The sequence below is a fragment of the Microbacterium sp. CR_7 genome (genome assembly GCF_041954755.1).
In the GTDB taxonomy this organism is placed as follows: domain Bacteria; phylum Actinomycetota; class Actinomycetes; order Actinomycetales; family Microbacteriaceae; genus Microbacterium.
Genome location: NZ_JAVAYF010000014.1, coordinates 1 through 4,346, shown reverse-complemented (window position 1 = coordinate 4,346; position 4,346 = coordinate 1). Strand labels below are relative to the sequence as shown.

Annotated in this window: 1 protein-coding gene; it reads left to right on the top strand. The window is 68.0% G+C overall.

What is annotated here, in order from left to right; genetic code table 11:
- Positions 1–209: 209 nt before the first annotated feature.
- Positions 210–4,346, top strand: a 4,137-nt coding sequence (locus RAC81_RS16930) for a PKD domain-containing protein (protein WP_375083437.1), incomplete at its 3' end; no start/stop codon positions are given.

Sequence of the window (4,346 nt, the reverse complement as noted above, 5' to 3'; positions counted from 1 at the left end):
ACGGCCTGTCCGGCATCCGGACAGGCCGGTCGAACCGGGTGGAAGGCGAGTCGATATTGGCTCTGGACGTCTCGCTGATACTTCGGTACTCTTTCCCTGCTGTACATGCAGTCGGCTCGCGTGAAGGGGTTCGCGAGTCCTGACCGATGACAGCTCATGGGGTACTGGGGAGCACTCTTCGAGAGTGCGTATTTTTGGGGAGCGAGCACATGGGTGTTCTGCGTGTTTTTTTGGGGAACAAGAAGGCGTCCGGACTGAGGTTCGGCACGACGCTCGCGGTCGGCGCGCTGATCGCTAGCGGACTCGTGCTGGCGCCGTCGGTCGCCAGCGCCGATACGGCGCCGACCGACGCGGGCGTGCCATCGACGGTCACGACCGACGCTCTGCCGACCGCACAGGTCAACGGCATCGTCTGGGACCAGGTCATCGTCGGCAACACGGTCTACGCGGCTGGCCAGTTCTCCACGGCGCGGCCGGCGGGCGCTGCTGCGGGCACGAACGAGGTCGCGCGCAACAACGTCATCGCGTACGACGTGCGGACGGGCGTGATGACGTCGTTCGCCCCCAACGTGAACGGCCAGGTGCGTTCGATCGCCGCGTCGCCCGATGGCAAGCGCCTCTACATCGCAGGTGACTTCACCGCGGTCAACGGCTCGACGCGCAACCGTGTGGCCGCCTTCGACCTGCCTGCGGGGACCCTCGTCGCGTCGTGGGCCCCGAGCGTGAACGCATCCGTGCGCGGCATCGCAGCCTCGAACACGGCCGTCTACTTCACCGGGATCTTCGGTCGCGTCGCGAGCAACGACCGTGTCCGCGCGGCGGCGGTGAGTGCTTCCGGGGCGCTGCTGCCCTGGGCGCCGCAGCTCGACAACCGGGGCAACGACGTCGTGGTCTCGGGCGACGGAACCAAGGTGGCCCTCGCCGGTCACTTCACGACCGTCGACGGGTCGTCGAACCCGGGCTACGGCATGGCTCTCGTCGATGCGACCAGCGGCGCCCTCCTGCCGTTCGGCGCCAACAGCATCGTCCGCAACGGAGGCCCTGACGCCGCCATCTGGTCGCTGAGCACCGATGGCGACAACCTGTACGGCACCGGCTACCACTTCGGCGGCGGCGGGAACCTCGAGGGCATCTTCCGGAGCGACTTCGCGACCGGTGGTCTGACCTGGGTGGAGGACTGCCACGGAGACACGTACAGCGCGTACGCGACTCCCGACGTCGTCTACGGAGCCGGCCACGCGCACTACTGCGGCAGCCTCGTCGACGGCTTCCCGCAGAGCGACCCGTGGACCTTCTACCGCGGTGTGGCGTTCTCCAACTCCGTCGAGCGGACCACGCCGTACGGCCTCGGCTACGGCTACTACGACTGGGGTGGCAACCCCGCTCCGCGTCTGCTGCACTGGTACCCGACCTTCAACACCGGATCGGTGAGCGGCGCGAACCAGGGTCCGTGGAACGTGACAGGAAACGGCGACTACGTCGTCATGGCCGGTGAGTTCACGCGGGTGAACAACCAGGTCCAGCAGGGACTCGTGCGATTCGCGACCACCGCGAAGGCTCCCAACACCGATGGACCGCGGCTGAGCGGCAGCAACTGGGTCCCCACGGCCAACGCGATCGCCGAGGGCACCATGCGCATCAGTTGGCCTCTGAACTGGGACCGCGACAACGAGTACCTCGAGTACAAGCTGATCCGCGACGGCGCCAACGCGACGCCCATCTACACCAAGACGGCCCGCTCCAAGTCCGCGGACTGGGGCCTCCCCGGCATGTCGTTCATCGACAAGGGACTCGTGCAGGGCAGTACGCACACCTACCGCATCCGCGCCGAGGATGCGCACGGCAACGTCGCCTGGAGCAACACCATCACCGCGACGGTGAACGGCGTCGGGGCGATGCCCGAGTACTCCAACGCCGTGCTCGCCGACGCGCCCATCAACTACTGGCCGCTCAACGACTCCGGCTCGTCCTCGGTCGACTGGGCGGGACCGAGCAACCTGGCCGTGCGCGACGGAGTGACCCGAAGCGTCGACGGCGCCCTGACCCCGTCGTCCATCCCGGCATCCCGGTTCAACGGAACCGGATCGGGATTCGCGACGACCGAATCGGCCGTCGAGGGCCCGCAGACCTTCGCGATCGAGGCGTGGTTCAAGACCACCACGACGCAGGGTGGCAAGATCGTGGGCTTCGGCAACAGCCCCACCGGCACGTCATCGTCGTACGACCGGCACATCTACATGGACAACAGCGGCCGCGTGAACTTCGGCGTCTACCCGAATGCGGAGCGCGTCGTGACGTCGTCCGCGTCGTACAACGACGGCGCGTGGCACCAGGTGGTGGCCTCTCTCGATCCGGTCAAGGGCATGGAGCTGTACGTCGACGGCATCAAGGTGGCCCAGCGCGCGGACACGACGTCGGCGCAGAGCTACAACGGCTACTGGCGTATCGGCGGCGACTCGACCTGGTCGGGATCGCAGTTCTTCAACGGCGACATCGATGAGGTGGCGATCTACGGGGGAGCGCTGTCCCGTACGCAGGTGCAGACGCACTACGTGGCATCCGGACGCACGCTGGAGGGCGCGACGGCACCGACCGACGCCTACGGCGCGGCCGTGTTCGGCGCCGAGCCGATGCTCTACTGGCGCCTCAACGAGACGACCGGATCGATCGCCGGCGACGCGTCCGGTTCCTCGCAGCGAGGCACGTACTACGGCACGCACAGCAAGGGCGCCGAGGGCGCGCTGACCGGTGTGAACAACGGGGCCACCACCTTCGACGGTGGCCAGCTCATCAGCCAGTCGTCCTTCGTGAACCCGCTGGTGTACTCGACCGAGGCATGGTTCAAGACCACCTCCACGTCCGGCGGCAAGATCATCGGGTTCGGCAACGGTGCGACGGGCAACTCGTCGAGCTACGACCGCCACGTCTACATGACCGATGCGGGTCGACTCGTCTTCGGTGCGTACACCGGACAGACGGTCACCGTGACGTCCGACGCGTCCTACAACAACGGGCAGTGGCACCACGTCGTGGCGACGCAGGGGCCGTCGGGTATGCGCCTCTACGTCGACGGGGTTCTGGTGGGCTCGAACGGCAACACCGCCGCCGAGAACTACACCGGGTACTGGCACGTCGGCGGCGATGTCTCGTGGGGTCCGGGAGCGAACGAGTTCCGCGGCTCGATCGACGAGGTCGCCGTGTACTCATCGGTTCTGTCCCCGGCGACCGTGGCGGATCACTTCAGCCTCGGACGCGAGGGCGCTCCTGCCAACCAGCTGCCTGTCGCGGAGTTCTCGTCGCAGGTGTCGAAGTTGGCTGTGACGGTCGACGCATCGGCGTCGTCGGACGCCGATGGAACCATCGCGTCGTACGACTGGAACTGGGGCGACGGCAGCGCTCACGGTGTCGGCGCTTCGGCGACCCACACCTACGCCGAGGCCGGCGAGTACACCGTGACCTTGACGGTCACGGACGACCGCTCCGGCACCGCTGTGAAGACGGCATCCGTGGTGGCAGTCGCGAACGTGGCGCCCACGGCGGCATTCACCTCGACACCGTCGCCGCTGAAGGTGGCGGTGGATGGGTCCGGGTCCACGGACGCGGACGGGACGATCGTCTCCTACGATTGGAACTGGGGCGACGGCAGTGCGCACGGGTCCGGCGCGACAGCGAGCCACACGTACGGCGAGGCCGGCACGTACTCGGTCACTCTCACGGTGACCGACGACGACGGCGCCACCAAGACGAAGAGCGAGTCGATCGTCGTCCCGCCCGTTCCCGCGAACGTCGCACCGTCGGCCGCGTTCACCGCGACTGCCGCAGGTCTCACCCTCTCGGTGGATGGCAGCGGCTCGACAGACCCCGATGGGTCGATCGCGTCGTACGACTGGAACTGGGGCGACGGCGGTACGCACGGCTCGGGTGCGAACGCGAGCCACCCGTACGCGGCGGCGGGCACCTACACCGTCACGCTGACGGTGACCGACAACTCCGGAGCGACCGGGACGGTCGCCCATCAGGTGACCGTCGAGGCGCCGGCATCCGGCATCCTCGCGACGGATGCATTCGGCAGGACGCTCGCGAGTGGGCTCGGAGCCGCCGATCAGGGTGGTTCCTGGACGCTGGCGAACACCGCCTCGAGCTACGCGGTCGACGGGTCGGGCGTGTTCCGGCTCTCCGCCGGCGGGGCGCTGCGGACGGCGTATCTGACGGGTGTGTCCTCGGCTTCGACCGAGCTGTCGGTGGATGCGACCTTCGACGCGGTCCCGACCGGGGGGAGTGTGTTCGCTCAGGCGATCGTGCGCCGCATCGGAGGCGACGACTACCGTGCGCGCGTCGTCGTCGCG